Below are 26,560 nucleotides of genomic sequence, written 5' to 3'. Positions count from 1 at the left end.
GCGAATACACGTCTTCGAACTTCATAAGTCGAACTTCCTGTAACACTTCTGTCCGCTTCATAACGCCTCCTTTCGGAGACATGATAAAACCGGACAGATCGCATGTTACCTACACCGGACATATCGCTTGTTAGCGACAATGAGTGGTTTCTCGGGTGACAGATCCGCGCGGTTGGGTTAATCTATTCCTAATGATCGCAAGATGCGGCACCGCAGGCCGAGCAGTGGCCAGCCAGACAGCAAAACACGTCGTTTCACCTTGGTGGGGTTCTCACCGGGGCAAGCAGTATGTTGCGGTGTCTGCAGTGCTTTTCCGCAAGATTTGCTATGATCGGCGAAATGCCGCGAAATATGGCCTGAATGGGTCTATATTTTGCGGAAAGTCGCGCTTTTTTGGATGACGCGCCACCCGCGTCGCGGTAGAATTGTCGCTGAATTGGACAGGAATAGGCCCTTGCGGGAGGGCTGATAACACAGGCGGAACGAGCATGACCTTGAACCTTTCGATGCCCGGCCAGGACGAGCTGAAGCCCCGGATTACCGTGTTTGGCGTCGGCGGGGCAGGCGGCAACGCCGTTAACAATATGATCGACAAACAGCTGGATGGCGTTGATTTTGTCGTGGCCAACACCGATGCGCAGGCGTTGCAGCAGAGCTCTTCGAAGAGCCGTGTGCAGCTGGGCATCAAAGTGACCGAAGGTCTGGGCGCGGGTGCGCGGCCCTCCGTCGGCTCTGCTGCTGCGGAAGAGAGCATCGAGCAGATCGTTGATCACCTGGCGGGCGCGCATATGTGCTTCATCACCGCCGGTATGGGCGGGGGCACTGGCACTGGTGCGGCGCCAATTATTGCGCAGGCCGCACGCGAGCTGGGTGTTCTGACCGTTGGTGTCGTGACCAAGCCGTTCCAGTTCGAAGGCAACAAGCGGATGCGCCAGGCCGAAGAGGGTGTCGAAGCCCTGCAGAAGGTCGTGGACACGCTGATCATCATTCCAAACCAGAACCTGTTCCGTCTGGCCAATGAAAAGACCACCTTCACCGAAGCCTTCTCCATGGCAGATGACGTGCTGTATCAGGGCGTCAAAGGTGTGACCGATCTGATGGTGCGCCCCGGTCTGATCAACCTCGACTTTGCGGACGTGCGCGCCGTGATGGACGAGATGGGCAAGGCGATGATGGGCACCGGCGAAGCCGAGGGCGAAGATCGCGCCGTGCAGGCCGCCGAGAAGGCCATTGCCAACCCGCTGCTGGATGAAATCAGCCTGAAGGGTGCAAAAGGCGTTCTGATCAACATCACCGGCGCCCATGATCTGACCCTGTTTGAACTGGACGAGGCGGCCAACCGCATTCGCGAAGAGGTCGATCCGAACGCCAACATCATCGTCGGCTCGACCCTCGATACCGAGATGGAAGGCAAGATGCGGGTGTCCGTTGTGGCCACTGGTATCGACGCGATGGATGTGCAGACTGATATCCCGGTGCCACGTCGCCCGATGTCTGCACCGCTGAAACAGACCGTGAGTGTCGAAGAGCACCGTGCGCAGGTTGTGGCTCAGGCGGCGCCTGCTGCGGCATCGGCACCGTTGGAGCTGGACCCCGCAATGGAACAGCCGGCAGCGGCTACTGGCCAGCAAGAGCCATCCCTGTTTGCGGAATTCAACGGTGGCGAAGCGGGTGGCGATGCCACCTATGATGAGGTGGTCGAGGATGCGGCCCCGGCGCTTGGCGCCGATGGTCTGCCCGCCCCAGCCTACACTCCAGAAGCACAGCAGGCCTTCCAGCCGCAGGCGGAAAGCCCGGCCGAAAGCTTTGTTGCGCCAAAAGCGCCTGCGCCCGGCACCCCATCGCCCGAGGCCATCGTGCGCTTGCAAGCCGCAGCCGCACGGGCGCAGCCGCAGGCCGCACCGGCCGCACCGGCCCAGCAGCCGCAGCGCCCATCCATTGACGCGGTCCAGACCCGCGCGCCTGCGCCAGCGCCACAGCCTGCACCGCAGGCCCCAGCGCCCGCACCGCAGCAGCCCGCCGCAGCGAGCGGTCAGGAGCAGCGCCGCTTTGGTCTGAACTCCCTGATCCACCGGATGACCGGTTCCGGTGCTGAGGGTCAGCAACAGGGCCAGCCCGCACGCCAGCAGCCCACCATGGCACAGCAGCCACCGCAGCAGGCGGCAGTTCCGGGCCAGCAGGCGGCCGTTGCGCAGCCCCAGCGGCAGGCGGATCCGGAGCAGGAGCGTATCGAAATTCCCGCCTTCCTGCGCCGCCAGGCCAATTAAGGCGAAAAAAGACAGTGAGAATGGGTCGCCTTTGGGCGGCCTTTTTTCATTTATAAACCGTTTGTTAACCCTTCTGCGGCAAGATTCTGCCGACCTGTTACAGCCATGTTTCATTCCGTTACAAAGATTGAGTTGAGGCTTTTTCACTGACAGCTTACGTCTGTTCCGCAACACGGCCCCTGTGGTCGGACCCTGTGGAATGAGGCACCGCGTGCAGAACACTCTCAAGACATCCGTGACCTTTGACGGTGTGGGCCTCCACTCTGGCAAAGCGGTCCGCATGATTGTGAAACCTGCACCTGCTGACACGGGCATCCAATTCCGCCGCACCGATATCGCTCTGGGCGACGCTGTTGTGCCTGCGTTCTGGCATCAGGTGGAGCGCACGCCACTCTGCACCCGGCTGATCAATGCCTCGGGCGTCAGTGTTTCCACGGTAGAGCATATCATGGCAGCGCTGGCAGGCTGCGGTGTTCACAATGCGCTGATTGATCTGGATGGGCCCGAAGTGCCGATTATGGACGGGTCCTCAGCGCATTTTGTACGCGGCATCATGCAGCAAGGTCTACAACGCTTGGGCGTGCCGGTGACGGCGCTGCAGATCGTCAAGCCAGTGACTGTGCGCCATGGGGATGCCACGGCCAGCCTGGTGCCAAGCAACCGTCTGATCATCGAATTCCACATCGATTTCGCTGAAGATGGCATTGGCCGTCAGAATCGCACTCTGGATATGCGCAACGGCGCATTTGCCCGTGAACTCTGCGACAGCCGCACCTTCTGCCGCCGTGTGGATGTCGACACCATGCAGGCCAATGGTCTGGCGCTTGGCGGTGTGCCGGGCGAAAACGCCGTGGTGTTTGACGGGCCCGTGGTGGAGAGCGGGCCGGGTCTGCGCCACACCGATGAACCTGTGCGTCACAAGATGCTCGATGCCCTGGGGGATCTGTTCCTGGCCGGTGGTCCGATCTTTGGCCATTATATCGGTGACCGTGCGGGCCATTCGCTGACCAACACCCTGCTGCGCGAAGTGTTTGCAACGCCGGGTGCAGTGCAGCGCGTGACCTGCGATCCGATCATGACCGCGCGGCTGCCGGGGCAGGGGCTAGTCTGGTCTGAAATTCCGGTTGAAACCCGCCGCGTCGCCTGATCGCTTTTCCCGTTTCTTTCGTCGTTATGACAGCGGCGCATCCTTTGGAGCGGCGTTTTTGGTTTTGGGCTTGCGCATGTCACGGCGCGCGCAGCTGTGATGGTCCGCTGGTGACCCGGCTCTTGACCCGGCGGCGCTTTCTCTGCCAAGTGGGTCGGGAAGCGGATATTGCCGTTTTGCCCGTCAATTGAATGTGCTAGACCGGGCGTAACGGGGCAGAGCCCTAGCAGAAGACGGTGAGGTTAAGCGATCATGATCGGCACGGGGGCGGCAGCCAAAACCATCGGTGCGGTTCTTCTGATTGCGACCCTTTCGGGTTGCGGCGGAGACGGGGGCGCGGCCCAGAATACGCAGCCTCTGGAAGGGTTCACACCTGAGCAGATCTATGAGCGCGGTGAATTCGAGATGGAACGCAACCGCACCAAGGATGCGGCCTTCTATTTTGCCGAGATTGAACGTCTTTATCCTTATTCGTCCTGGGCGAAACAGGCGTTGATCATGCAGGCCTACGCCTATCATCTGGGCCGTGATTATGTCGAAAGCCGCTCTGCCGCGCAGCGGTACATCGATTTTTACCCGACCGAAGAAGATGCCGCCTATGCGCAGTATCTGCTGGCGCTGAGCTATTATGATCAGATTGACGAGGTTGGGCGCGACCAGGGTTTGACCTTTCAGGCGCTGCAGGCCTTGCGCACGGTGATCGAGGTCTATCCAGACAGCCAGTATACCAATTCTGCGATCCTGAAATTCGATCTGGCGTTTGACCATCTCGCCGCCAAGGAGATGGAGATCGGTCGCTATTATCTGCGCAAGGGCCACTACACCTCTGCGGTGAACCGGTTCCGCGTGGTGGTGGAGGATTTCCAGACCACCACCCATACCGCCGAAGCCCTGCACCGTTTGGTCGAAGCCTATCTGTCGCTGGGGCTGGTGAACGAAGCGCAGACCGCAGGCGCCATTTTGGGGCATAACTATCAATCGACCGATTGGTACGAGGACAGCTTTAAATTGCTGACGGACAACGGGCTCAAGGCGCGGGATGTCGGCAACAACTGGCTGAGCCAGATCTACCGTCAGTCCATCAAGGGGGAGTGGCTCTGATCGCCGCTGCCTGACTGGAACCGGACTATGCTGCGCGCGCTTGATATCCGCGACATTCTGATCATCGATCATCTGGAACTGAATTTTCAGCCCGGCCTGAATGTGCTGACCGGGGAAACCGGCGCGGGCAAATCGATCCTGCTGGATTCGCTTGGCTTTGTGCTCGGTTGGCGCGGGCGGGCCGAATTGGTGCGTCAGGGGGCCACGCAGGGTGAGGTGCTGGCGGAATTTGATCTGGGCGCGGATCACCCCGCCCATGCGGTGCTCGCCGATGCGGGCCTGCCTGGCGGTGAGACGCTGCTGCTGCGGCGGGTGAATACGGCTGAGGGTCGCAAAACCGCCTGGGTCAACGATCGCCGCTGCTCGGGTGAGGTGCTGCGGGCCCTGTCGGAGACCTTGTTGGAGTTGCATGGTCAGCATGATGATCGTGGTCTTCTGAACCCGCGGGGGCATCGCGGGATGCTGGATGATTTTGCCCGGCTGTCAGACCTATTGGCGCAGGTGCGGGAGCGGTGGAACGCCGCGAGCCGCGCGCGCAAGCTGGTGGCGGAGACGCGCACTGCGCTCGAGGCGATCCAGGCCGAAGAGGAATTCCTGCGTCACGCGGTGGCAGAGCTGGACGCGCTGAACCCCGAAGCAGGCGAAGACGCGGCGCTGGATCTGCGCCGCCGCGAGATGCAGGCAGCAGAGCGGATCCGCGGCGATATCCAGCGGGCGCAGGCGATCCTGTCCGATGGTGCAGAGGGCGCTATGGGCGAGGCGCAGCGCTGGCTCGAAGGGGTGGCGGATCAGGCGGAAAACGCGCTGGATGCACCCTTGGCGGCGCTTGGCCGGGCTATGATCGAATTGGGGGAGGCCCAGGACGGTGTGTCGCGCCTGTTGGAGGGGTTGGAGTTCAATCCCGGTGATCTCGAAGACTGCGAAGAGCGGTTGTTTGCGATCCGGGCGCTGGCGCGCAAACATGACATTTTGCCCGATGAGCTGGCGACCTACGCCGATACGCTGCGCCAAAAACTGGCGGCTGTGGATGCGGGCGATCAGAACCTGGCGGAACAGACCGCAGCGCTGGCCGCTGCAGAGGCGGCTTATGCCGGTGCCGCGGATCAGCTGTCGGCGGCACGTCGCGAAAGTGCCGCGGCGTTGGATGCGGCTGTGATGGCCGAACTGGCCCCGCTGAAAATGGAACGTGCGGTGTTTGAAACCCTGATCAGCGAAACCGAGCCGGGCCCCGAGGGCCGTGATGCGGTGGCCTTTACCGTGGCAACCAACCCCGGTGCGCCCGCTGGCCCGTTGAACAAGATCGCCTCTGGCGGTGAGCTGAGCCGCTTCCTGTTGGCGCTGAAGGTCTGTCTGCGGGGCGAAAGCGGCCATCAGACCATGATTTTCGATGAAATCGACCGCGGTGTGGGCGGTGCAACGGCGGATGCTGTTGGGCGGCGGCTCAAGGCGCTGGCGGATGGCGGGCAGGTGTTGGTGGTGACCCACTCGCCGCAGGTGGCCGCGCAGGGCGCGCATCACTGGCGGGTGCAAAAACAGGTTGTTGATGGCCAAACCCTGTCGCAGGTGGTGCCATTGGATGCGGACGAGCGTGTTGATGAACTGGCCCGGATGGTGTCTGGCGACACGATCACGCCAGAGGCTCGCGCTGCAGCAAAGGCCCTGCTGGTCGGCTGATGGCGCGCTATGTGCGGCAGGGCACTGTCGCATTCGCGCAACCCTCGGACGGAACACGGCGACAAGTTAACGTCCTTGCAGGTAGTTAGGCGTTAAAACAGATCGCAACAAAGAGACCAGGACCCGCCCACCGATGCAAGACACTCTGCGTTCCGTAATGACGACGCTGCTGACCCAGATGATCGCGGAAGGTCGCGACGCCTGGCGGGTGATGCGTCAACGCGGGCCGGGGCAGTTCCAATTCTGGTTGATCGCCTTGTTGATCGGCATTGCGGCGGGGTTTGCCGCGCTGTTCTTTCGCAAGGGGATCACCGCGTTTCAGGGCTGGGTCTATGGCGCGGAAGACGTCGATTTCCTGCACAGCTTTGCCCAGAACATGCCGTGGTACTGGCTGGTGCTGATCCCGACTGTGGGCGGATTGGTGGTAGGGCTGATCCTGCACCGGTTCACCCCGGACGCGCGGGTGCGGTCGGTTGCCGATGTGATCGAGGGCGCAGCGCTGCGTGATGGGCGGGTCGAAACCCGCGCGGGCATCGCCTCGGCGGTGGCGTCGTTTCTGACGCTCAGCACCGGGGGGTCTTCGGGCCGGGAAGGGCCAGTGGTGCATATGGCCGGGGTGATTTCCACCTGGGTCAGCGACCGCATCAAGGCCGATGGCATCACCGGGCGGGATCTGCTGGGCTGCGCTGTTGCGGCGGCCGTATCCGCGAGCTTTAACGCGCCGATTGCCGGTGCGCTGTTCGCGTTGGAGGTGGTGCTGCGCCATTTCGCGGTCCATGCCTTTGCGCCGATCGTGATTGCGTCGGTTGCGGGCACGGTGATCAACCGGCTGGAATATGGCGATGTCACCGAGTTTGATTTGGTCACACCTGGCGCGCTGCAATTCTATGTGGAGCTCCCGGCCTTTTTGATGTTGGGGCTGATCTGCGGGTTGGTTGCGGTTGTGTTGATGCGGTCGATTTTTTTCGCCGACCAACTGGGCACTGCCTTGCAGGACAAGATGGGGCTGCCACGTTGGCTGCGCCCGGCCGTGTCGGGCCTTCTGCTTGGGGTGATTGCGGTGTGGTATCCGCATATCATCGGCGTTGGCTATGAAACCACGGTACTGGCGCTGACGGGCGCGCTGGTGCTGCATCAGACGATTCTCTTTGCCATGGTGAAAACGGCGGCTGTGGCCATCACCATGGGGGGGCGTATGGGCGGAGGTGTGTTCTCGCCCTCGCTGATGGTGGGGGCGCTGACGGGTCTGGCCTTTGGCCTCATTGCCACGGCGATCCTGCCTGATGTGTCGGGCACCCATACGCTTTATGCTTTCGCAGGGATGGGCGCGGTGGCGGCGGCGGTGCTGGGCGCCCCGATTTCGACCACATTGATTGTTTTTGAACTGACCGGTGACTGGCAGATCGGTCTGGCGGTGATGGTGGCGGTGTCGATGTCCACGGCGCTTGCGTCGCGGATTGTGGATCGCTCGTTCTTTCTGACACAGTTGGAGCGGCGCAACATTCACTGCGCAGCCGGGCCACAGGCCTATCTGTTGTCGCTGTTGCGCGCGGGCAGCGTGATGCGTCCGTTGGGTGACAGCCGCTGTGCCAGCGCCGATGACTGCGCGGACTTGCTGGCGCAGGGGCTGAAGATTGAGGCCTCTGCCTCGTTGGAAGCGGCGATGCCGATCTTTGATCGCAACGACGTGACCTACCTGCCGGTGGTGACGTCTGCGATGACCGAAGAGGGCGCGCCGGAGATCATTGGCGCGCTGTATCATGTTGATTCGTTGAAAGCCTACAATCGCGCGCTGGTCGCTGCCGCAGCGGAAGAACACCGCTGATCGCAATTTTTCCGGTGGTTTCGGCGGTTTGGCGCGGTCAATTGATGTGCATCGGCGGATGCCCGCCAAGCGCAGTTATACACAACTCTGGCAAATATGTGATATTTCGGAGACGCATGCGTGTTTTCGATAACGCAAAATTAACCTTTCGCGGGCGGTTCACGAAAAAATGGTTAACCTGAGATTAATTGTGATCTTTCTTCGGAAGTGACGATATGCAAATCGATGAAATCAACCCGCTAGAGGTTGAGCGCATTGCAAAGGCAAGTGAGCAGGAAAAAGAGCGCGCATCCTATGAGGCTCTGATCAACTATGTTGTGCAGAGCGCAAGCGAAGCGCAATTATTTGGGTCCGGTGAGTCCATCGAAACGGCTCGCCGTCACCTGTCCCGCACGATCTTTAGCTGATCGCGCACCCCGGCTTTGGTCTCTGGCGCTGCTGCGCAGGGTCTAACTTGACCATAGCGGGTCGGGAGAGACGGGGCACCTGGAAATTTGCTGGTGGGCGGCGGTCCGCCAATGTGCTTGACCAAGATGGCAGAGATCTGCTGATCCGGCGCATGACGTCGGCAACAGCCAAATGATGTGGACATGTTTGTAGGCGCGTTTTGTCCTGCTTATGAGCTGGCGGCGTCATGAAATGTGACTGCCAACGCAGGTGCGAGTGGACGCCTATAGCGTGCTGCGACAGAGCTGCTCTTTAACGCTCATGCCCGCTCCACAATAGCCGAGGCAATCGCGCCTTGCAGCGGCGATATCTGCGGGCTGCGGACACATTCAAATCGGTTTTGATTGGTATGGGCTAAACGGCTGCGATGCATTTGCGCGGCCGTTGTGCCCGTCGCCCCGGTCGGAGCGGGAAAGTGCGCCACCAAAGGGCGCTGGAAGAGGACGCTGGAAGAGGGCGGATGACGTCACCCGCCCTGATCTTGTCTGATCTGCCTTACAGCTGTTCCACCTTGATCGTGTCGTCCACGACAAAGGCCAGGTGGTCCTTGATCTCTGCCACAGCGTCGAGCGGGTTTTCATAGCTCCACACCGCGTTCTCCGTCACCGAAGATTTGTTCACGATGGAGAAATAGCTGGCATCGCCTTTGTGCGGGCAATGGGTCGTCTTGTCGGTGCGGTCCAGCAGCGCAAACGCGATGTCGCCGCGGGGGAAATAGATGACTGGGGCCAGATCGCCCTCGCTCAGCTCCAGCGCGTTGCTGCTCTCTCCCAAAACGGCGCCACCAGAGCGAACCACCCAGGTGCCTGGGGCTTTGCGAATACGGATTTGTGTCATTCTTTTTCCTTCACGTCTGTCGTCTCGGTCAATATCTCAGTCTGCTGTAACAGTGGGGTATCACAACCTTGCTGTTGCGGCATCAAGCCAGGTTTTTGCGGCTTGCGTGACGTTGGGTCCGATTTTTTCGGCCACATCACGGTGGTAGCTGTCGATCCAGTCCCGTTCCGCAGGGCTAAGGAGGGCCGTGTCGATCAAGCGGCGGTCCAGCGGCACGTAGGTCAGGCAGCGCCAGGCCAGCATGTCGCGGTCGGGATCGGCGCTGGCCAGCGGGGGCGCTGTTTGCACCACCAACAGGTTCTCGATCCGGATGCCAAAGGCCCCTTCGCGGTAATAGCCGGGTTCATTGGACAGGATCATGCCGGGTTCCAGCGGCACACTGTTGGCGCGGCTGAGGCTCTGCGGGCCTTCGTGGACGCTGAGGAAGGCGCCAACACCGTGGCCAAGCCCGTGATTGAAATCCTGACCCGCCAGCCACAGCGGCATGCGGCCCACGGCCTCCAGTTCGCGGCCCGAGCGTCCGGCAGGCCAGCGCAGCTGCGACATGGCGATCATGCCTTGCAGCACCCGCGTGTAGGCGGCTCTGGCATCTGCTGAGGGGCTGCCGATGGCGAGGGTGCGGGTGATGTCTGTGGTGCCGTCGAGGTATTGACCGCCGCTGTCCAGCACCAGAAGGTCGCCGTCCTGCAGGGTTGCGTTTGTTTCCTCGCTCACCCGGTAGTGCATGATTGCCCCGTTCGGGCCGGTGCCTGAGATGGTGTCAAAGCTGATGTCGCGCAGGGCCGGATCCTTGCGCCGTTCGGCTTCGAGATGGCGCACAACATCGATTTCAGTGATGGTTCCCGGCGTTTGGGCATCGAGCCATGCCAGGGTCTCCACAACGGCGGCCCCGTCGCGCAGGTGAGCGGCGGCGCTGCCTTCGATTTCGGCGGCGTTCTTGCGGGCCTTTGGCAGGGCGCAGGGGTCGTCACCGGGGCAGAGGCTGTCGCCCAGCTGTTCTGCGACGATTTGGGGCAGAGTTGTGAGATCTGCCAGGATCCTGGCCCCGTCAGCAGAGGCCAGCTGCGCCACCGCCGCCAGAAACTCTGCCGGATCATGGGGGCGCACTGCGCTGCCCAAATGTGCGCCAAGCGAGATGAGCTTTTCCTCTGCCATGAACAGATCGACGCTGCCGGTTGCGTGCAGAATGGCAAAGCCGTGGGCGACGGGATTATGGGCGATATCACTGCCGCGGATGTTCAACAGCCACATGATGCTGTCGGGCAGGGTGATCACGGCTGCGCTGTGCCCATCGTCCTGCAGTGCCTTGGCGCGCGTGGCGATTTTCTCGGCGGCAGGGACGCCTGCGTATTCCAGCGGATGAGCCAGGACCGGTTTCATCGGTGGCGCTGGTCTGTCGGACCAGATGCGATCGACGAGGTTATCAACGGCCACAATGTCAAAACCGCGGTCGCCAAGGCGTTGGGTCAGCGTGGTGATTTGGCTTTGGGGGTGGAGCCATGGATCAAAGCCGATCCGTCCGCCCTGCGGCAGCTGCTCTGCCAGCCAGTCGGCGAGCTGCACGTCGGGCCAGGGAACAGGGGTGAACACGTCGGTTGCGACCTGTTGTTTGACCTGCGTGCGGTAGCGCCCATCGATAAACACGCCTGCGGTGTCGCGCAGCACGGCGCAAAAGCCTGCGGATCCGGTAAACCCGGTGAGCCAGGACAGCCGTTCATCGCAGGGGGCGACATATTCGCCCTGATGGGCATCCGCGCGCGGGACCAGAAATCCGTCGAGCTGGCTCTGCTCCAGTTCTTTGCGCAGCGCCGCAAGACGGGGTGGCCCCTGTTCAGGGCGGGCTGTCACTGCAAAACTCTGGAACATGGGCGAACTCCATCGATTTTGGTTGTCATGCCGACAGGACGGGATGGGACAGCAGCCCGGGATCCGGGCCGGTCCTACACAGCGTCAGCAGCTCTGAGGAGGGGCGCATTACAAGCGTTGCGCGTCTGAGCCTCACTTTTTTCAAATCCGACGGGATGAGGCAAGCCCCGTGAGACAGAAAGACCGGCACCTTGGCCAAGCGTATGAGGCAAAAAGCCTGTTAATACAGACCACCAAAGGGCTGCCAAGAGTTTGAAAATAAATCTGTTTAAGCAAGAAAGCCCCGCTGTGAAGCGAGGCTTTTGCTGGTGCTGGCACCCAATGGTTTGTGGTGGTTTAACTCGCGCGTTTCATGCCCATCACGCGGGCCCGGGCGCGCGGATCGCTGTCAAAAAGCGCGGCGAGTTGTTCGGTCATTGCGCCTGCCAACTGTTCCACATCGGTGATGGTCACCGCGCGGTCATAATAGCGGGTCACATCGTGGCCGATACCAATCGCCAGCAGCTCCACCTGTTTGCGCCGCTCGACCATGGCGATCACGTCGCGCAGGTGTTTTTCCAGATAGTTGGCCGGGTTCACGCTGAGTGTTGAATCATCCACCGGCGCGCCATCGGAGATCACCATCAGGATCTTGCGCGCCTCTTGGCGGCCCATCATCCGGCGGTGCGCCCATTCCAGAGCTTCGCCGTCGATGTTTTCTTTCAGCAGACCCTCTTTCATCATCAGACCCAGGTTGGCCCGGGTGCGGCGCATGGGGGCGTCGGCTGATTTGTAGATGATGTGGCGCAGATCGTTCAGGCGTCCGGGCAATTGCGGGCGGCCATCGTTCAACCAGGCCTCGCGGGCGAGCCCGCCTTTCCAGGCGCGGGTGGTGAAACCGAGGATTTCGACCTTCACGTTGCAACGTTCCAGCGTGCGGGCCAAGACATCGGCGCAGATTGCGGCGATAGAGATCGGACGCCCACGCATGGAGCCCGAGTTGTCCAACAACAGCGTTACAACTGTGTCGCGGAATTCGGTGTCTTTCTCGCGTTTGAAGGACAGGGGCGTGGTCGGGTTGGCGACCACACGCGCCAGACGACCGGCGTCCAGAATGCCTTCTTCCAGGTCAAACTCCCACGAGCGGTTCTGCTGCGCCTGCAGGCGGCGCTGCAGTTTGTTGGCAAGCCGGGACACAGCCCCTTTCAGCGGTTCCAGCTGCTGATCGAGATAGGCGCGCAGGCGTTCCAGTTCGGCGGGCTCGGCAAGCTCCTCGGCTGCGATTTCTTCGTCGTGTGTGTCGAGGAAAACCTTGTAGTCCGGGTCGGCCTCGGACGCGAGTTGAGGCGGTGGCGGCGGCAAGGGCGCTTCGCCATCGGGCATGTCGGTTTCGTCGTCGAAATCCTCATCCGCCATATCGTCGGCGGAGACCTGAGCCTGGCTTTCGTCTTGCTGCTGTTCCTGGCTCTGCTCTGGAGTGGCGTCTGCTTCTTCCTCGTCAGAATCGTCCTGGCCGTTGCTGTCAGGCTCTTGCTGTTCGTCCTGCTGCTGTTCGGCGTCGCTGTCCTGTTCGTCATCCATCTGATCAGGATCGTCACCCAGCTGGTCGCCGTAGCCCAGATCAGTAATCACCTGACGGGCAAATTTGGCGAATGCCGCCTGATCTTCGATGGTTTCGTCCAGATTGCCGAGCGTGTCGCCCGCCTGCTGTTCGATGAAGCCGCGCCACAGCTCCATCACATTGGCGGCGGCTTCGGGCATGGGGCGTCCCGTGGCCAGATGGCGGATCAGATAGCCTGCGGACACCGCCAATGGCGCCTCGGCCGAGGATTTGATCTGATCATAGCCTTTGCGCAGGGCTTCGGTCTGGATTTTCACATCGATGTTAGAGGCCGTGCCGGGCATGTGGCGCGCGCCCATGACCTCGCAGCGGGCGGCCTCCAGCGATTCATAGAGGTCGCGCGCCATTTCACCCGGAGGCGCGTAGCGGGCGTGGACCGAGGCGTCGTGATATTTGTGCCGCAGGGCCAGCGCGTCCGCCGTGCCACGGGCCAGCAGAACCTCTTCGCGGGTCATCCGGCGCGAGACCTGTGGCAGGCGCATCGCATCGCCGGACAATCCCGCGGGATCAACGGTGTAGGAGACGCTCAGATCAGAATCGTTGGCCATGACCTTGGTGGCTTCGGCCAGCGCCTTCTTGAAAGGATCGGCAGGGTTATCGTTGGGCTTTTTAGCCATTGAACGCACTCCAGATCGACACCGTCGGGAACAAAAGGGCGCATTCCCAACGAAGCCGTATCAAATGACTGTGTTGACTGACCGCCATGGCTGACGGATCAGTCTTCTTCCAACCAGTTTTGTCAAACAACCAGAGTGCGTCAAGCGCGACCCAAATGGCTGCTATGACGAAAACGGGCGTCACCCCAGGCTCACGTTTGCCGCGCTTTCGGGCAGCTCTTCGTCAAAGCAGCGCTGGTAGAACTCGGCCACGGTCTGGCGCTCCAGCTCGTCGCATTTGTTGAGGAAGCTCAGGCGGAAGGCGTAGCCCACATTGCGGAAGATCTCCACGTTTTGCGCCCAGTTGATCACGGTCCGCGGGCTCATCACGGTGGACAGATCGCCGTTCATGAAGGCGGTGCGGGTCAGGTCCGCGACGGTCACCATCTGGGAGATCGTCTTGCGGCCTTCTGCAGTGTTGTAGTGGGGCGCTTTCGACAGGATGATCGCGGCCTCGGCGTCGTGGCTCAGGTAGTTCAGCGTGGACACCAGCGACCAACGGTCCATCTGGGCCTGGTTGATCTGCTGGGTGCCGTGATACAGCCCGGTGGTGTCGCCCAGACCAACGGTGTTGGCGGTGGCAAATAGACGAAAGTTCGGGTTTGGCGTGATAATTTCGTTCTGATCGAGCAGGGTCAGTTTGCCGTCATGTTCCAGAACGCGCTGGATGACAAACATCACGTCGGCGCGGCCCGCATCATATTCGTCGAACACGATGGCGACGGGGTTGCGCAGCGCCCAGGGTAGGATGCCTTCGTGGAATTCGGTGACCTGCTTGCCCTCACGCAGTTTGATCGCGTCCTTACCGATCAGGTCGATCCGGGAGATGTGGCTGTCGAGGTTCACCCGCACGGAGGGCCAGTTCAGACGGGCCGCGACCTGTTCGATGTGGGTGGATTTACCGGTGCCGTGGTAGCCCTGGATCATCACACGACGGTTGTGGCTGAACCCTGCAAGGATGGCCAGCGTGGTATCGGGATCGAATTTATAGGTGGGGTCGATGGCCGGCACCCGGTCTGAGCTTTCGGCAAAGCCCTTGACGGTCATGTCCGTATCAATCCCGAACACATCGCGGACCGAAATGGTTTCGGTTGGTTTCGCGTTCATATCCAACATGCCGTCGGTCATTGCAGTCGATCCTTATCCTCATCAGCCCACAGGCGGATGCCGCGGGCAAGTCGCGTGATTGGTGCCCGATCTTGTGGGCGTGCGCAAGGCCCGACAGGGGCGTTGACCGCCTGTCGTGACGTTTTTGATGAAACTGGACCTAAGGGGGGTGTCGCAGCGTCAAAGCGGCCTATTTCTGAGCCAAGTCTGCCATCGGCGATGGGCTGTCGTTTTTGTCTCGCTTGGTGCCGTGATGCCGCTCTGGCGAGGGTTTGATCGTGTTTGGCGGGGGCGCATGCAAACGGCGGGTGTGAATGTTGGGCCTGGCTGCGTGGCAGTGCCAGGCGATGCCGGTCTTTGGGCCATTGCGTAGATATGCGCTGGCTATGCAGTCCAGCCATAGCGGCTGGTCGGAAATGACGCCTGTACAAAAGTCACGAAAGCCGGTATCTGCCGCCCCTTGGATAATGCCATCCGCGTTCCTGCGCCGTCGGGGACATCCCTGATAGTCGGCAGGTCTTTGTGGACCGGCCCCGCAGCAAGCGAAATGTATACCTTGAAAACAGCACTCGAACAGGCGCTTCAGGCGCGCGGCTACGAGCAGTTGACCCCTGTGCAGCAAGCCGTCACCGCTCCCGAATTGGAAACATCCGATCTGCTGGTCTCTGCGCAGACCGGCTCCGGTAAGACGGTGGGCTTTGGTCTGGCAATGGCGCCCACGCTGCTGGGCGAGGCGGAAACGCTGGAACGGGCGGATCTGCCGCTGGCGCTGGTGATTGCACCGACCCGCGAGCTGGCGCTGCAGGTAAAGCGAGAGCTGGGTTGGCTTTATGCCGCGGCGGGGGCCCATGTGGTGTCGACCGTTGGTGGCATGGATATGCGGGACGAACGGCGCGCGCTGGAGCGGGGGGCGCATATCGTTGTGGCGACACCGGGCCGACTGCGCGACCATATCAATCGGGGATCAATCGACCTGTCGCAGGTTCGGGCCGTTGTGTTGGACGAAGCCGATGAGATGCTGGATCTGGGCTTCCGCGAAGATCTGGAATTCATCCTCGGGGAATCCCCCGAAGAGCGCCGGACGCTGATGTTTTCGGCAACAGTGCCTGCGGGCATCGCGCGGTTGGCAGAAACCTATCTGAAAGATCACCAGCGGATCAAAACCGTGGCGGAGACGTCGCAGCATGCCGACATCGAATATCAGATGCTGGCGGTTGCACAGCGCGACACGGAAAACGCCATCATCAACGTGCTGCGCTATCACGAGGCGCCCAATGCGATCGTATTTTGCAACACACGGGCGGTGGTGAACCGGCTGACCACGCGGCTCAGCAATCGTGGGTTTTCCGTTGTGGCCCTGTCGGGCGAGCTGACCCAATCCGAACGTTCGAACGCGTTGCAGTCGTTGCGCGATGGGCGTGCACGGGTGTGCGTGGCGACAGATGTTGCGGCACGCGGGATCGACCTGCCCAAACTGGATCTGGTGGTGCATGCAGATCTGCCCTCCAGCCACGAGACATTGCTGCACCGTTCTGGTCGGACCGGGCGGGCCGGGCGGCAGGGTGTCAGCGCTCTGATCGTGCCACCCAAGGCCAAAGGCAAAGCCCTGCGGCTGCTGCGCGCCGCCAAGATTGTCGCGGAAACCACGCCCGCCCCGAGTGCGGATGCGGTCCGGGAACGCGATTTCGAGCGGCTCCTGGCCGATCCGGCCTGGAGCGATGCCATCAGCGAAGGCGAGACTGCACCAGTGGCGGAGCTGTTGGAGCGGTTCCAGCCGGAGCAGCTGGCGCTGGCCTATCTGCGCCTGTTCCACCAACGCCACAGCGCGCCCGAGGAGCTGAGCGATCCGCAGGCAGACCGTCGTGAGCGTCAGGAACGCGCGCCTTTTGGCCCGTCGGTCTGGTTTGCCATCAGCGGTGGTCGCAAAGCGGGCGCAGAGCCACGTCGCCTGCTGCCTGCCCTGTGCAACGCTGGTGGTCTGACCAAAGATGACATTGGCGCCATCCGCATCCAGTTTGACCAGAGTTACGTCGAGGTGCGCGAAAGCAATGCCGAGACGTTCTGGGGCGCTGTCAAACACGACGGCCTGGAAGAGGGCGCGACAGTCACGCGTCTGGACAAGGCACCAGATCTGCCAAAAGGTCCACGCCCGCAGGGCGGTGGTCGCGACCGGGATGGTCAGCGTGGCGAAAAACGCGGACATCGTGGGCAAGATCGGGGCGAGCGTCGGGAACGCCGGTCGTTTGATGATAAACCTCGGTTTGATAACCCCCGTGACGACAGGCCCCGCGATGACAGGCCGCGCGAAGATAAGCCGCGCTTTGACAAACCTCGCTCAGATAAGCCGCGTGGCGAGAAATCCTGGGGCGACAAGCCGCGCTCTGATCGGCCACGCTCTGATCGGCGGGATGGCGAGAAGAGCTGGGGAGACCGGCCCAAGTTTGATAAGCCCAAGTTCGATAAACCCAAGCGCACAGGTGAGGGCGGCAAAGCCACCGTCAAGGCGCGTGGCGCGTCCGATCGTGGCGACAAACCGGGTGGTTTCGGCGCGGGCAAACCTGCAGGCAAGCCCAAGCCTGATTGGTCCAACCCCTCCAAATCCGGCCGCAAGGGTCCACCGCCGCCGAAGGGCAAGCCCAACAGCAAAAAGAACAAGGCCCGCGCTGCGGCTGCTGCGGCTGGCAAGCCCGGTGGCAACGCCCGCCCGATGCGCAAAGGCTGACGGATCCGCAGGGATCTAAATGCAGATTACGACGAAACGAGAAAGGGTGGTCCCGATGGGCCGCCCTCTGTTTTTGTCTGGGTGTTTTTCTCTGGGTGTTTGTCCCAGGATGTTTGTGTCCAGATCCGTGTCCAGATTGGGTCTGTGGTGTCCGGTCGACCTGATGCTGTTCGGTCGACCTGTGCGGTGCGCGGCTTACTTGAAGCTGCGGCTGTCCTTGATCTGATCCCAGGCCCAAACGACCTCTTGCAGCTGCTCTTCCTGACTGCGGTCACCACCGTTCATGTCCGGGTGCAAGACTTTGATCAGCTTCTTGTAGGCCTTACGGATGTCGGCCTTCGACCAATCGTCTTTGGCCTCCAGAATGTCGAGCGCGCGCCGTTCGGTCGGGGGCAGACGGCGACCTGCCTGGGCCGCACGGCCCGGGTTGCGCGTCGCATTGCCGCCCAGCACCTGATGGGGGTCTTCAATGCCCAGACGGGCCCAGGCACGCGCCTCGGGGTCGCCCATGGGTTTGGTTTCCCGTTCCCAGACCTTGTCTTTGGATTGCTGCGCGTTCAGCTCGGCCTCGGTGGTGCCTTCGAAGAAGTTCCACTTTTGATTGTATTCGCGAATGTGGTCCTGGCAGAACCACAGATAGTCATCGAGCACGTCGGGTGCGCGGGGCGCGCGGAATTGGCCTGCCTCTTCGCAGCCATCGTGATCGCAGATGCGGGTCGAGGTTTCAGACGCCCCGGTGGTGCTGCGTCTGCCGCGTGGATTTTTCTTTTTGGCGGAGCGGACTGACATATCGAAGCCAAAGGGATCGGATTTGCTCATGCGGGGCACCTTCTAGACGCACTGTTCGACTCGGAGGCGACATTCTAGTCTAAGGTGCGCCAGTTTGAAGGGGGCGCGGCAAAATAATCCGGGATTTTTATGCAGGATAGAAAAGAATGAGCATCCGTGACGAAATCGAAGCCCGTCTGAACGAGGCGTTCGGGCCAACACATCTGGTTGTGACAGATGACAGCGATCAGCATATCGGCCACGCGGGCCATGATGGCAAAGGTGAAAGCCATTTCAGCGTGGTGATCCGGGCCGCGGCCTTTGGCGATATGAAACGGGTGGCGCAGCACCGGGCTGTCCACAAGGCGTTGGGCGATATTGTCCCACGCATCCATGCGCTTGCCCTGGATATCGGTGCCTGAATACCGGAGCCTAAGCCTGGCGTTTAGCGGCGATGGCCCAAGATCAGCCTGGCGACAGGGCCAAACACTGGCTTTGTCGTCACCCTGATGGTGCGATCAGTTGGTTGTTCTGTCGTAGCCCCATACGAGAGCGATGTGGGGTGAGAGGGCGACAGGCCGGACCGGCGCCAGCAGCGATACCACAGACGACCATTGTCGCAGGCGCAAGCATCCACAGAAGGGCCAGATTGGACCAGTCTGCAGCACGTGAGCGGTAGATCGGCGAGCGGTTGCTGATGTGGGAATGCTGCAACGCTGGGCAACAATCTCAGGCTCCCAGCACCCAGCAAGCAATGCCGTCAGCTGTCGTCGGTCGGGGTGCGAGCGGGGGCAGGCGGCTCTTTGCGATCCGCGCTCAGCCCGGCCCGGGCCTTCAACGCGGCAGTAAGACCGGAAACGGGGCTCAGTTCTTCAACACCATCGTCCGATTGCATCGCTGTTGCGCCGCGCCCTGGCACCTGAACTGCGCCCTCTGGTGCGAGGGGATCACCTGCGGTGGCTGTCAGAACCGGTTCTTTGGGGGCAGTTTCGAGTGGAGCGGTGTCAGTTGCTTGTGCCCGCCCGCTCCCTTGGCTTTCAACGCGTTGCGGGGTGACAGGTTGCGGGGTCACAGGTTGCGCAACCGCAGTGGGCTGCGCTGCCAGATCTGGCTGCGCGGGGGCTGCCGCCTGGGGCAGGGCGCGACGAAAGATCAGCACGTTGCGCCAATTGGTGACGGAGCCGGTCAGGCCGCTGCGTTCTTCCGACGGCAGCAGCTCTGCGCGCTGATATTCCCACCCTTCGGCGGCCATCTCGTTCAGGAGAATATCGATGGAATTGGCAAAGCGCGCCTCAGGTGTCTTCACGCCTTTGGCTTTGGTGCCTTTGGCGGGGGCGGGGACAACTTTGTATTCGTAACGCAACATGCGGCTCTCCTGTCTTAGCGCGCAGGTTTAGCGGATCCCAGCGAAGGGTCAAGATGTGGCAGCCGCGGTGGCGCGGTCCTGCCGTTTTGCGCGCGGAAGTACCCAGGACAAATGGGCCAGAATCCAGGGCGATCAGGACGCAAGGCGGCCGGACAGTAGGACGCCCGGTTCGGGTGGTGAACCGGACGCGTTGGTCGCCCTGGATGTTAGCCGGGCAGGGTGTAAGCCAGGCTGGATGTCAGTCAGGCTGGGCGTCAGTCCGTCTTGGCTTGGGCGGCCATCTGGGCCAGTGTCAGGCACACGTTGGTGGCTTTCGCCATATCCTGCACCGATACCCATTCCAGCGGACCATGTACGTTTTGCATCCCGCAGAAGATATTGGGTGTCGGCACCCCCAATTCAGTCAAACGGGATCCATCGGTGCCGCCGCGAATGGGTTGGGTGATCGGCTCGATGTTATTGGCTTTGCAGGCCGCCAGCGCCAAATCGACCGGCGTCATGTCGTCTTCGAGCCAATAGCGCATATTGCGGTACTGCGGATAAATCTCGCAGTGGATTTCCGCCCGCGGTTCGCCAGCCTGCACCGCCTCGCAGGTCTTGCGCAGGATCTTGCGTTTCTGTTCCAGCCCGTCGAGTTCGAAGTCTCGCAGGATCAGTTTGATCTCCATCTCGGACGAGCCGCCAGCCATGTCGGTGACATGCAGGAAGCCCTCGCGGTCGTCGGTGGTTTCGGGGGTCAGGGTGGCCTGTGGCAGGGTTTGCACGATCTTTGCCGCAAGATGTGCGGCGTTGACCATTTTGTCCTTGGCCCAGCCGGGATGGATGGAGACGCCTTTGACAGTGACCACCGCGCGGTCTGCGCTGAAACTTTCGTAGGTGATCTCGCCCTGCTCGGAGCCATCGAGAGTGTAGGCGAAATCGACCCCTAGGTCGGCGGGCAGTTTGGCATCAACCCCACGACCGATTTCTTCGTCCGGGGTGAACGCCACGCGCAGCGTTGGGCGCTTGATGTCGGGGTTGTTCAGCAGATGGCGGGCCAGGGTCATCACGATTGACACACCGGCCTTGTCGTCCGCCCCGAGGAGCGTGAGGCCTGAAGCGGTCACGATGTCTTCGCCCACTTTAGTGGCCAGATAAGGACTTTCTGTTGGGGATAGGACCAGATCCGGGTTGTCAGGATAGCTGATGTCTGCGCCGTTCCACCCCTTTATCACGCGGGGTTTGACGCCCGCTGCGTTGAACTGCGGTGCTGTGTCCACATGGGCCAGGAACCCCACTGTTGGCCCCTCGGCGGTGCCGGGAATGGTTGCAATCACCGCGCCATAATCTGTGAGCTGGACATCCTCCGCCCCGATCTCTTTCAACTCCCCCACAAGGAGGTTGAGCATATCGTATTGAATGGCGGTGCTGGGGGTGCTCGTCGCGGTTTCATCGCTTTGGCTGTCGATGGCGGCATATCGCACCAGCCGGTCCTGAAGTTCCTGATCAAATGTATCGGTCATTTTGGCTCCTGAAATTTTGCCTGAGGAAAGCCGCTTACCCAGACAAGGTCAAGCCAGTGGGCTGAACGCGACTGTCGCGGGCATTGGTGGGCCAAGTGCGGCACCAGACCGAGGGTGGGGTAAAGCCCTGCCGTCATGCTGCGGGCAGGCCTCGGACATGATGGGACGTTCGGGGGCGGCACGGAAGGGGGTTGCACGGCAAGGGGAGGTGGGGACGCATGGCACCCCGGGGCAGGCACGAAAAAGGGCGCCGCGGGGGGCGCCCTTTTGCAATCAGGATTGTGGCTGGGATCACTCGCCCAGTTTTTTGGCAACCAGTTCGTTCACGGCCTTTGGGTTGGCCTTGCCGCCGGTGGCTTTCATCACTTGGCCGACAAACCAGCCTGCCAGTTTCGGGTTCACCTTGGCCTTTTCCACCTGTGCCGGGTTGGCGGCGATGATCTCGTCCAGGGCGGCTTCGATGGCGCCTGTGTCTGTCACCTGCTTCATGCCGCGCTCTTCGACGATCTGAGCGGGATCACCACCTTCGGTGTAGACGATTTCGAACAGATCCTTGGCGATCTTACCGGAAATCGCGTCCGAGGCGATCAGGTCGATGATGCCACCCAGCTGCGCGGGCGAGACCGGGCTTTCGGTGATGGTCTTGTCGTCTTTTTTCAAGCGGCCAAAGAGTTCGTTGATCACCCAGTTTGCAGCCAGCTTGCCGCTGCGGCCCTTGGCGGTGTCTTCGAAATAGGCGGCTGCCTCGACCTCAGCGGTCAGCACCGAAGCGTCATAGTCCGACAGACCGAAGTCTCCGATGAAGCGCGCTTTTTTCTGATCCGGCAGTTCCGGCAGGTTGGCAGCGATATCGTCGACCCAGGCTTGTTCGATTTCCAGTGGCAGCAGGTCGGGATCAGGGAAGTAGCGGTAGTCATGCGCTTCTTCCTTGGAGCGCATGGAGCGGGTTTCGCCCTTGTCCGGATCATAGAGCCGGGTTTCCTGGTCAACCGTGCCACCGGCTTCGACGATGGCGATCTGGCGGCGTGCCTCGACCTCGATCGCCTGCTGGATGAAGCGCATGGAGTTCATGTTCTTGATCTCGCAGCGGGTGCCAAGGTGGCTGAAGTCCTGGGTTTCCTGGTACTTCTCGTACTGGCCGGGACGGCAGATCGACACGTTCACGTCCGCACGCAGGTTGCCGTTTTGCATGTTGCCATCGCAGGTGCCGAGGTACTGCATGATCTGGCGCAGTTTGGCGATATAGGCGGCGGCTTCTTCGGGCCCGCGAATATCAGGGCGGGAGACAATCTCCATCAGGCAGACGCCGGTGCGGTTCAGATCGACAAAAGACATGTTGGGATCCATGTCGTGGATCGATTTGCCTGCGTCCTGCTCCATGTGGATGCGTTCGACACGCACGGTGCGCGCGGTGCCATCGCCCAGTTCCACCAGAACTTCGCCTTCGCCCACGATGGGGTGATAGAGCTGCGAGATCTGGTAGCCCTGTGGCAGGTCAGGGTAGAAGTAGTTCTTGCGGTCAAAGGCGGACCACAGGTTGATGTCGGCTTTCAGCCCCAGACCGGTGCGCACCGCCTGCTCGACGCAGTATTCATTGATCACCGGCAACATGCCGGGCATTGCTGCGTCCACGAAGGCCACGTTGGAGTTCGGCTCTGCGCCGAATTTGGTGGACGCGCCGGAGAACAGTTTGGCGTTGGAGCTGACCTGGGCATGCACCTCCATACCGATGACCAATTCCCAGTCATGCTTGGCGCCCGCGATCACCTTGGGCTTGGGGAGTTCATATGTCAGGTCGAGCATGGTTTTCCGCCGTATCCGAATGTCTATGTTGGCAAGCGTTCTAGGCGTCTGCGTGCGCCGGGGCAAGGGGGCATGACGGACCAGAGGGCACATCACCATCTGCTTTGTGCTGGTCGCAGGCCGAGGTGGCGAAAATCCAGCCCTTAGCGTTTGGTTGCTTGTGCCTGATTCAGCCTCTTGGCGGTGTTCATGAGCGGAGTTAGAACGGTCCTCCCAGACAAGTTAAATCAGACCCATTAAACCTGACCCACAAAACCAGAGCCATGAAACAGGAGGCCGCCCGTGGACACTTCGACCCGGATCCATCAGACCATCGCAACCGAAATCGGCGCGGCCCCCAAGCAAGTGAGCGCTGCAGTGGGTCTTTTGGATGACGGCGCAACTGTGCCTTTCGTGGCCCGCTACCGCAAAGAGGCCACTGGTGGTCTGGATGATGCGCAGCTGCGCAAACTGTCGGAGCGGCTGGATTATCTGCGGGAGTTGGAGAAGCGGCGCGCGGCAATCGTCGAGTCGATCAAAAGCCAGGACAAATGGAGCGATGATCTGGCGGTGGCGCTGGCCAAGGCCGAAACCAAAGCGCAGCTGGAAGACATCTATCTGCCCTATAAGCCCAAGCGCCGCACCAAAGCGATGATCGCGCGTGAAAACGGGTTGGAGCCATTGGTGGAGGCTATTCTCGCGGATCGTCGGGCTGATCCTGAAACCTTGGCTGCCGCCTACACCAGTGACGCGGTGGCAACGGTGAAAGATGCGTTGAACGGTGCGCGTGATATTCTGAGCGAACGGCTGACGGAAAATGCAGACCTCCTGGGCCGCTTGCGCACTTTCCTGCAGGCCGAGGCCCAGCTGACGGCGCGTGTGGTGGAGGGCAAGGAACAGGAAGGCGCCAAATTTTCCGACTATTTTGCCCATACCGAGCGCTGGGCAGATGTGCCTTCGCATCGGGCGCTGGCGATGTTGCGCGGCTCGAACGAGGGTGTGTTGACCGTGGATGTGGCCCCGGACCCTGAAACCGGCGTTGCAAGGGTCGAAACCATGGTGGCCGCCGTTCTGGGCGCTGAAGGCGATGGGCCGGGTGACATCTGGCTGCGCAAAGTGGCAGGCTGGTGTTGGCGGGTGAAGCTGTCCCTGTCGATGATGCTGGAGCTGATGGGCGATTTGCGCGCCCGCGCGCAGGAAGACGCCATTCAGGTATTTGCTCGTAATCTTAAGGATTTGTTGTTTGCTGCACCTGCGGGTGCCCGGCCTACGCTGGGTCTTGATCCGGGCATACGGACCGGCGTCAAGGCGGCGGTGGTTGATGCCACTGGCAAACTGGTGGCGACCGAGACGCTCTATCCGTTTCAGCCAAAAAACGATCTGCGCGGGGCGCAGGTGTCGATTGTGAAACTGATCGCGGAACATGGCGTCGAGCTGATTGCCATCGGCAATGGCACTGCCAGCCGCGAGACCGAGAAGATGGTGGCAGAGGTGCTGAAGCATCTGCCTGCCAAGGTGAAGGCGCCGACCAAAGTGGTGGTGAGCGAAGCGGGCGCATCGGTCTATTCCGCCTCTGAATTGGCATCACGGGAGTTCCCAGATCTGGACGTGTCCCTGCGCGGGGCGGTGTCCATTGCGCGGCGTTTGCAGGATCCGCTGGCGGAGCTGGTGAAGATCGAACCCAAGAGCATCGGGGTCGGGCAATATCAACATGATGTGGATCAGTATAAGCTGTCCAAATCGCTGGAAGCAGTGATCGAGGATGTGGTGAACGCGGTTGGCGTGGACCTTAACATGGCCTCCGCGCCGTTGTTGTCCCATGTCTCGGGTCTTGGCCCCGGTCTGGCGGAGGCAATCGTGGCGCACCGGGACATGAACGGCGCCTTTGCCTCGCGCAAAGACCTGTTGAAAGTGGCGCGCCTTGGTCCCAAAGCGTTTGAACAATGCGCCGGATTCCTGCGCATCCGGGATGGCAAAGAGCCGTTGGATGCGTCCTCCGTGCATCCCGAAAGCTACGATGTGGCCCGCCAGATCGTGGTGGCCTGCGGGCGTGATATCCGTCAGATCATGGGGGATGTAAACGCTCTGAAATCACTGCGGGCGAGCGATTTTGTCGGCGGCGATGTCGGTCTGCCGACGGTGCGCGACATTTTTCAGGAACTGGAGAAACCCGGCCGTGACCCGCGCCCGTCCTTCGTAACGGCATCGTTCAAAGAGGGCGTGGAGACGATCACCGATCTCAAACCCGGTATGGTGCTGGAAGGCACGGTGACCAATGTCGCGGCCTTTGGCGCCTTTGTGGACATCGGTGTGCATCAGGACGGTCTGGTCCATGTCAGCCAATTGGCGGATCGCTTCGTGAAAGACCCGCATGAGGTGGTTAAAACCGGTCAGGTCGTGAAGGTGACCGTGACCGAAGTAGACGTGCCCCGCAAACGCATTGGTCTGACCATGCGAAAGGATGGTGGTGCATCGGCCAAACAAGAGCGTGGATCGTTCGGAGCAGGCAAAGGGTCTGGGGCGAGAACAGCTGCCAAAGCAGGCGGCGGTGCGGGCAAATCGTCCGGACCCAAAGATCGCGGCCCAGGGCAGAAAGGCGCACCAGGTGCGCGTTCTTCTGGTCAAGGGTCTTCTGGCCATCGCTCCTCGGGCCACCGCTCATCGGGTACGGGGGCTTCTGGTAAGGGCTCGTCAGGAACCGGCTCGTCAGCGCCTGGCGCGCTTGGGGCCGCTCTGATGGATGCGTTCAAGAAGTCCTGATCGGCATTCCGATGGCCGCGCGCGCTGTGAGGCGTCGATGAGTTGTCTGTGGCCTGTTTAGTCAGGCGAAACATGCAGCCCGGTGTCGGAGAATTCCACAGTGCGCCCGGCCTCAATTTCGGAGCGGAACAGCCCCGCGATGAATGTCATGGCATCGCGGCGACCTGTGTCGGCAAAGCGCCGTGGTGAGCTGACGCGCAGATTGTTGTCAAACCGCTGGGCCGCATGGGCCCAGATCATCGGGTGGATTTCGCGCAGATGCTGGCGGATCAACCAATTTGCAGCCTTGGCGATTTCATCGCAGCAGCGCGGGTCGGCTGCATCATCAGGCGCGTCATAGCGCAAAGCCACGGCGCAATAAGCGGCCAGAAGATTGACCATTTCCTGGTCCGACCTGCGCTGCAGAATGTCGCGCAACCCATCGAGGAAAAAGCCGATGTCGACCCGTCTGCGGGCCTCCGGATCCAATGCGATGGCGTCAAAGTAGACCCAAGCATAGCCCCCGGCGCCCCAGCTGGCCTCGGTACGGGCGGCGGTGCGTCGCGCTTCCAGTTCCAGCGCGGGGTAGCTGCCAAACCAGCGCGGCAGCATATGGGTGCCAAGGCTGCGCATATGGCGATGGTTGTCTGGGTCCAGATCAATCAGGGCGGCAAAATCATCGGCAACCTGCATGGTGGTGCTGTCGCGTTGCCCAGAAAACAGTGCGCATTTCGCCGCGGCGATAAAGGGGCTATCCAGTGCAATGCCATCCAGCGGATGCAGCAAAGTGGCCGCGCGATCAAAATGGGCAGCGCAGCGATGGTTTTGCGGCGCAGGCGTGGCCGCCTGATCGGCGTGTCCGCGCCACAGCCAGGCGACATCAATATGCGCCAGCGCGACCAGGCTGCGCAGATAGGGGTCATCGCGATTGTCGGCGGCCATCGCCTCCAGCCCCATGACCCCCTCAATCATCTTTCGTCGATCCTGGGATTGGCCAAGGCTCAGTTTGTGCTCTTGTCGCTAACAAGCGATATGTCCGGTGTAGGTAACATGCGATCTGTCCGGTTTTATCATGTCTCCGAAAGGAGGCGTTATGAAGCGGACAGAAGTGTTACAGGAAGTTCGACTTATGAAGTTCGAAGACGTGTATTCGC

18 protein-coding genes are annotated in these 26,560 nt (G+C 61.3%); 9 read left to right on the top strand and 9 right to left on the bottom strand.

Annotated elements, in window-relative coordinates; translation table 11 throughout:
- Window positions 1–488 precede the first annotated feature (488 nt).
- From ftsZ to Q0C28_RS00110, 6 genes are all read left to right on the top strand, one after another.
- A complete protein-coding gene (ftsZ, locus tag Q0C28_RS00135) occupies window positions 489–2,267 on the top strand; it encodes a cell division protein FtsZ (RefSeq protein ID WP_293572621.1) in 1,779 nt (592 codons plus the stop codon).
- Between the two features lie 199 nt (window positions 2,268–2,466).
- Window positions 2,467–3,414: a UDP-3-O-acyl-N-acetylglucosamine deacetylase gene (lpxC, locus tag Q0C28_RS00130; protein WP_293572620.1), complete on the top strand. Its 948-nt coding sequence runs from the start codon at window positions 2,467–2,469 to the stop codon at window positions 3,412–3,414.
- A gap of 252 nt (window positions 3,415–3,666) precedes the next feature.
- Entirely contained in the window at window positions 3,667–4,515 is an 849-nt protein-coding gene (locus Q0C28_RS00125) for an outer membrane protein assembly factor BamD (protein WP_293572619.1), read from the top strand.
- A gap of 27 nt (window positions 4,516–4,542) precedes the next feature.
- Window positions 4,543–6,189: a DNA repair protein RecN gene (recN, locus tag Q0C28_RS00120; protein ID WP_293572618.1), complete on the top strand. Its 1,647-nt coding sequence runs from the start codon at window positions 4,543–4,545 to the stop codon at window positions 6,187–6,189.
- Window positions 6,190–6,322: 133 nt separating this feature from the next.
- Window positions 6,323–8,014 carry a chloride channel protein gene (locus Q0C28_RS00115; protein WP_293572617.1) on the top strand — a complete coding sequence of 564 codons (1,692 nt, stop codon included), beginning with the start codon at window positions 6,323–6,325 and terminating at the stop codon, window positions 8,012–8,014.
- 215 nt (window positions 8,015–8,229) lie between these two features.
- Window positions 8,230–8,421 carry a hypothetical protein gene (locus tag Q0C28_RS00110; protein ID WP_293572616.1) on the top strand — a complete coding sequence of 64 codons (192 nt, stop codon included), beginning with the start codon at window positions 8,230–8,232 and terminating at the stop codon, window positions 8,419–8,421.
- A gap of 535 nt (window positions 8,422–8,956) precedes the next feature.
- Here Q0C28_RS00110 and Q0C28_RS00105 read toward each other — a convergent pair.
- The 4 genes from Q0C28_RS00105 to cobS all read right to left on the bottom strand — a co-directional run bounded on the left by Q0C28_RS00105 (window position 8,957) and on the right by cobS (window position 14,548).
- Entirely contained in the window at window positions 8,957–9,298 is a 342-nt protein-coding gene (locus tag Q0C28_RS00105; RefSeq protein ID WP_293572615.1) for a DUF427 domain-containing protein, read from the bottom strand.
- 60 nt (window positions 9,299–9,358) lie between these two features.
- Window positions 9,359–11,164: an aminopeptidase P family protein gene (locus Q0C28_RS00100; RefSeq protein WP_293572614.1), complete on the bottom strand. Its 1,806-nt coding sequence runs from the start codon at window positions 11,162–11,164 to the stop codon at window positions 9,359–9,361.
- Window positions 11,165–11,500: 336 nt separating this feature from the next.
- The gene (cobT, locus tag Q0C28_RS00095; RefSeq protein WP_293572613.1) at window positions 11,501–13,381 is read right to left on the bottom strand and encodes a cobaltochelatase subunit CobT; all 1,881 of its coding nucleotides are present in this window, start codon (window positions 13,379–13,381) and stop codon (window positions 11,501–11,503) included.
- Window positions 13,382–13,561: 180 nt separating this feature from the next.
- On the bottom strand, window positions 13,562–14,548 hold the full coding sequence (gene cobS, locus Q0C28_RS00090; RefSeq protein WP_293572612.1) for a cobaltochelatase subunit CobS: 987 nt from the start codon (window positions 14,546–14,548) through the stop codon (window positions 13,562–13,564).
- A 526-nt stretch (window positions 14,549–15,074) separates the two neighbouring features.
- Here cobS and Q0C28_RS00085 point away from each other — a divergent pair.
- Window positions 15,075–17,249 carry a DEAD/DEAH box helicase gene (locus Q0C28_RS00085; RefSeq protein WP_293572611.1) on the top strand — a complete coding sequence of 725 codons (2,175 nt, stop codon included), beginning with the start codon at window positions 15,075–15,077 and terminating at the stop codon, window positions 17,247–17,249.
- A gap of 195 nt (window positions 17,250–17,444) precedes the next feature.
- Here the strand turns inward: Q0C28_RS00085 and Q0C28_RS00080 are convergent, their stop codons facing one another.
- Window positions 17,445–18,068: a J domain-containing protein gene (locus tag Q0C28_RS00080; protein WP_293572610.1), complete on the bottom strand. Its 624-nt coding sequence runs from the start codon at window positions 18,066–18,068 to the stop codon at window positions 17,445–17,447.
- A gap of 116 nt (window positions 18,069–18,184) precedes the next feature.
- On the opposite strand from Q0C28_RS00080, the gene Q0C28_RS00075 reads away from it, so the two are divergent.
- Window positions 18,185–18,439, top strand: a complete 255-nt coding sequence (locus tag Q0C28_RS00075; RefSeq protein ID WP_293572609.1) for a BolA family transcriptional regulator — start codon at window positions 18,185–18,187, stop codon at window positions 18,437–18,439.
- Between the two features lie 338 nt (window positions 18,440–18,777).
- On the opposite strand, the gene Q0C28_RS00070 is transcribed toward Q0C28_RS00075, so the two are convergent.
- The 3 genes from Q0C28_RS00070 to gatB form a co-directional block, all read right to left on the bottom strand.
- A complete protein-coding gene (locus Q0C28_RS00070; RefSeq protein ID WP_293572608.1) occupies window positions 18,778–19,383 on the bottom strand; it encodes a DUF4177 domain-containing protein in 606 nt (201 codons plus the stop codon).
- Window positions 19,384–19,637: 254 nt separating this feature from the next.
- Window positions 19,638–20,885: a peptidase T gene (pepT, locus tag Q0C28_RS00065; RefSeq protein ID WP_293572607.1), complete on the bottom strand. Its 1,248-nt coding sequence runs from the start codon at window positions 20,883–20,885 to the stop codon at window positions 19,638–19,640.
- 291 nt (window positions 20,886–21,176) lie between these two features.
- A complete protein-coding gene (gatB, locus tag Q0C28_RS00060) occupies window positions 21,177–22,688 on the bottom strand; it encodes an Asp-tRNA(Asn)/Glu-tRNA(Gln) amidotransferase subunit GatB (RefSeq protein WP_293572606.1) in 1,512 nt (503 codons plus the stop codon).
- Window positions 22,689–22,970: 282 nt separating this feature from the next.
- Here gatB and Q0C28_RS00055 point away from each other — a divergent pair, with 282 nt between their 5' ends.
- Complete coding sequence (locus Q0C28_RS00055; protein WP_293572605.1) at window positions 22,971–25,427, top strand: Tex family protein; 2,457 nt, start codon at window positions 22,971–22,973, stop codon at window positions 25,425–25,427.
- Window positions 25,428–25,484: 57 nt separating this feature from the next.
- Here the strand turns inward: Q0C28_RS00055 and Q0C28_RS00050 are convergent, their stop codons facing one another.
- Window positions 25,485–26,378: a hypothetical protein gene (locus Q0C28_RS00050; protein ID WP_293572604.1), complete on the bottom strand. Its 894-nt coding sequence runs from the start codon at window positions 26,376–26,378 to the stop codon at window positions 25,485–25,487.
- Window positions 26,379–26,560: the final 182 nt, after the last annotated feature.

Source organism: Phaeobacter sp., assembly GCF_022825805.1.
Taxonomy (GTDB): Bacteria; Pseudomonadota; Alphaproteobacteria; order Rhodobacterales; family Rhodobacteraceae; genus Phaeobacter.
The sequence above is the reverse complement of the archived record's forward strand: the minus strand, read 5'-3'. Positions and strand labels throughout refer to the sequence as shown.

Bases quoted from the DNA above. Each gene is read 5' to 3' on its own strand.
- ftsZ (WP_293572621.1), top strand. From the start codon at position 489: ATGACCTTGAACCTTTCGATGCCCGGCCAGGACGAGCTGAAGCCCCGG.
- lpxC (WP_293572620.1), top strand. From the start codon at position 2,467: ATGAGGCACCGCGTGCAGAACACTCTCAAGACATCCGTGACCTTTGAC.
- Q0C28_RS00125 (WP_293572619.1), top strand. From the start codon at position 3,667: ATGATCGGCACGGGGGCGGCAGCCAAAACCATCGGTGCGGTTCTTCTG.
- recN (WP_293572618.1), top strand. From the start codon at position 4,543: ATGCTGCGCGCGCTTGATATCCGCGACATTCTGATCATCGATCATCTG.
- Q0C28_RS00115 (WP_293572617.1), top strand. From the start codon at position 6,323: ATGCAAGACACTCTGCGTTCCGTAATGACGACGCTGCTGACCCAGATG.
- Q0C28_RS00110 (WP_293572616.1), top strand. From the start codon at position 8,230: ATGCAAATCGATGAAATCAACCCGCTAGAGGTTGAGCGCATTGCAAAG.
- Q0C28_RS00105 (WP_293572615.1), bottom strand. From the start codon at position 9,298: ATGACACAAATCCGTATTCGCAAAGCCCCAGGCACCTGGGTGGTTCGC.
- Q0C28_RS00100 (WP_293572614.1), bottom strand. From the start codon at position 11,164: ATGTTCCAGAGTTTTGCAGTGACAGCCCGCCCTGAACAGGGGCCACCC.
- cobT (WP_293572613.1), bottom strand. From the start codon at position 13,381: ATGGCTAAAAAGCCCAACGATAACCCTGCCGATCCTTTCAAGAAGGCG.
- cobS (WP_293572612.1), bottom strand. From the start codon at position 14,548: ATGACCGACGGCATGTTGGATATGAACGCGAAACCAACCGAAACCATT.
- Q0C28_RS00085 (WP_293572611.1), top strand. From the start codon at position 15,075: ATGTATACCTTGAAAACAGCACTCGAACAGGCGCTTCAGGCGCGCGGC.
- Q0C28_RS00080 (WP_293572610.1), bottom strand. From the start codon at position 18,068: ATGAGCAAATCCGATCCCTTTGGCTTCGATATGTCAGTCCGCTCCGCC.
- Q0C28_RS00075 (WP_293572609.1), top strand. From the start codon at position 18,185: ATGAGCATCCGTGACGAAATCGAAGCCCGTCTGAACGAGGCGTTCGGG.
- Q0C28_RS00070 (WP_293572608.1), bottom strand. From the start codon at position 19,383: ATGTTGCGTTACGAATACAAAGTTGTCCCCGCCCCCGCCAAAGGCACC.
- pepT (WP_293572607.1), bottom strand. From the start codon at position 20,885: ATGACCGATACATTTGATCAGGAACTTCAGGACCGGCTGGTGCGATAT.
- gatB (WP_293572606.1), bottom strand. From the start codon at position 22,688: ATGCTCGACCTGACATATGAACTCCCCAAGCCCAAGGTGATCGCGGGC.
- Q0C28_RS00050 (WP_293572604.1), bottom strand. From the start codon at position 26,378: ATGATTGAGGGGGTCATGGGGCTGGAGGCGATGGCCGCCGACAATCGC.